At 39.0% G+C, this 3271-nt stretch carries 2 protein-coding genes; both read left to right on the top strand.

Annotation, left to right across the window (positions count from 1 at the left end; all coding sequences use genetic code 11):
- A partial coding sequence (locus E1171_RS04135; RefSeq protein WP_155204384.1) for a T9SS type A sorting domain-containing protein occupies positions 1-191 on the top strand: 191 nt, incomplete at its 5' end.
- Positions 192-493: 302 nt separating this feature from the next.
- On the top strand, positions 494-3271 hold a 2778-nt coding region (locus tag E1171_RS04140; RefSeq protein ID WP_155204386.1), incomplete at its 3' end, for a family 16 glycosylhydrolase.

Here is a 3271-nt window from a genome sequence, read left to right on the forward strand (position 1 = left end):
ACTTTGATGGAAGCTGGCCTGGAGAATCAGCTGAAGTAAGACTGTTGAATATGGAAGGTGTTGTGTTATTAAAAACTCGTTTAGAAAAGGGGCAGCATCGTTTAAATCTTCCTGCATTAAGAAGTGGTTTATACATACTTGTAATTGGCAATGAAGATTTTAATCAAGTTTTACGCTTTATCAAAAATTAGAAAAATATTTCATCATATAGGGGCAACTAGCTTTGCCCCTATCTTTTTACTCTTACTTTCAGAATAATTCTTTAAAAAGTTACATTGCTTACTCCAAATTAACATGAAAATTAACCTTTCTATTTAAAATTCAAATTCGATTTTCGTCAAAATCAATACTTTGAAATAGAAAGGGCGCAACATTCCCCTTAAGTTTTATTATAAAATTTTGGATACTAAAACTAAAGAAGACTTCACAGCGCATTTTAGGTTACCACTTAGGTAGCATTCTTCAATAATCCATTCACTAAAATCTCAAAACCATGAGTCTATTTAATTTAAAACTAAAATTCCTAATAAAACCTTTGTTAGGGATTCTCATTTTTTGCCTGGTCCGCACCACGGCTTACTCCCAATGTTTAGAATTAGTTTGGGAAGATAATTTCGACAGCCCAACCCTGGATCTTTCCAAATGGCAATATAGTTTAGGACGAGGCTGTGATACACCTGCCGGATGTGGTTGGGGAAATGCAGAAGAACAAAGTTACACTGATAATCCAAGAAATGTTTCCGTTTCCAATGGTACCTTGAAAATTACAACCATTTTTGAATCTGTTGAGCCAGGAGCGGCATTTTCATCAGGAAAAATTACAACCGAAGGAATTTCTGCCTTTCAATACGGAAAAATTGAAGCTCGAATTAAGCTCCCCTCAGCAACAGGGGTGTGGCCCGCTTTTTGGATGTTGCCGGTAAATAATCAGTGGCCCACCACAGGAGAAATCGACATCATGGAGGCCTCTCATTTAAATCCTACCATGACAAGGGGAACGGTACATCATACCGGTGGTTTTACAACAGGAACTCTTTCTAACCTACCAGACCTTTCTGCTGATTTCCATACCTATAGTATTGAATGGGAAAAGGATGAAATCCGTTGGTACTTTGATGATCAACTTTACCATAAGGCTACCCCTACTTCAACGGGAGGCGCATGGCCTTTTAACGATAACGGAAATCCCTTTTATTTGATTTTAAATTCAGCGGTAGGAGGGCTTGGTACTCCATTCACAGGAAATATTCCTTTTGAAGCTGAGGAATTCCCAACTACCATGGAAGTAGACTATGTGAGGGTTTACGAAGGACATTGGAATACTGAATTTTCAGGAGCAGAAAGAGTTTATAAGGGAGATGTAGGGAATGTTTATGAATTAATAGAAACCCAGGCAGACCAATTCAATTGGAGTGTTCCTTCTGGAGCCACTATTACTTCTGGTCAAGGGACTAATAAAATCACAGTAGACTGGGGTTTAAGCGCCCAAAGTGGCCAGGTTGTTTGTGAAGTAACCCAGGGATGTGGCATCACCTCCTATGCAAAAGAAGTGCTGGTGGAAGAGCCGTTTGAGCTTTTAGAAATCTTGGAAGATTTTGAAAATAATCGAAATATTAATTTTGCTTTTGCCAATGGAACACTTTCACAAGCCATTGATAACCCTTTTGGTGAAGGAATAGTAGGTAAGTACATTCGTAATGCCTCCGAACTATATGATGTTTTAATTTATGACCAAATTGCTTTTGGAAATGCAAGTGATTACGCAACAGGCAGGAAGCGCCTGCGAATGGATATATTTACGGATGCCCCTGTTGGTTCTTTAATCAGAATACAATTGGAAAACAGCGCAGTAGCGAACAACAGTGGCTATCCAACAGGAAGACACAGTATATATGAAGTACTCACTACTGTTCAAAATCAATGGCAAACCTTAGAGTTCGAATACAAAAGTTCCCCTGATCCGGGTACAGATTTGAATAGCGTGGACCAGTTAGTATTTTTATTTGAACCTGAAACCAATAATGAAAACACCTACTACTTTGATAATCTCTTATTTGGAAGTGCGGGACCGTTATGTGATAAAGAAACAGACCAAATTTTAGAAGACTTTGATCAAAACCGTGAAATTATTTTTGATTTCTCCACAGGCACCCTGTCTGCTACCAATAATCCAGCTTCGGATCCAATCAATAATTCTCAGCAAGTAGGACAATACCAAAGAAATGCAGCTGAATTATATGATGTCCTCTATTTCAGGGAGGTTTCCATACCAGATGCAGGGGATTTTAAAAATGGAAAGGCTTCCTTTAAAATGGATGTTTTCACGAACAATGCCCCCATTGGAAGTCTTATTTCCATTCAATTGGAAACTACCTCTGCCACTGCCGACAATTATCCTCAGGGCCGTCACAGTTTATTCCAGGGATCTACTTCCACACAAAATCAATGGGAAACCATAGAATTTAATTATATCAGTGCTCCTGATGCCCTTGCAGAAGATGCTGAAATCGATAAATTAGTGATCCTTTTCAATCCCAATTCCTCTGATGGATCCACTTATTTCTTTGATAACCTGGCTACCATAAGAGAAAAATGTGATTCTTTCACCAAGCCCCTGGTCAATATTACCTCACCGGAAAACAATGCAATTTTTAACCCTGATGAAATAATCCAAATTGCTGCAGATGCTTCAGGGAATAATCCTATTGCAGAAGTAAGCTTTAGAGTCAATGGAAGCCAGGTAGGTTTAGATAACCAAAGTCCATACAGCACAGAATGGAGCTCTTCAGAGTCTGGTAATTATCTAATTGAAGCCATTGCGAAAGATACGGAAGGAGTTGAAAGTCTTGCTTCTGCTATTACTATACAAATAAGAGATGATGATAGTGGACCTGTTCTGACCGCTATTGAGGTTGTACCTGAGAACTCATCGGTAAATGTAGGAGAAAGCGTCCAGTTTCAAGCCACAGGAAAGGATCAAAATGGAGATATTATGGCCATCACTCCACAATGGACGGTGAATAATGGAGGAAACATTGATCCTAACACTGGGTTATTTACAGCTTCCACAGAGGGACAATTTACAATTACAGCTACAGAGGACAATATTAGTGGTTCTACACAAATTACAGTTTTGGAAGATAATAATCCTCCAAATAATTGCACAGGTGAAGGAGCGGACACTTCTGGAAATGGACCCGATTATTTTTATGAATTGAGCAGTGGAGATAATCCTACCCTCACTTTCAAACCGGCTCGTCAGGGAGTGGGA

The sequence above is a fragment of the Xanthovirga aplysinae genome (genome assembly GCF_009711365.1).
In the GTDB taxonomy this organism is placed as follows: domain Bacteria; phylum Bacteroidota; class Bacteroidia; order Cytophagales; family Cyclobacteriaceae; genus Xanthovirga; species Xanthovirga aplysinae.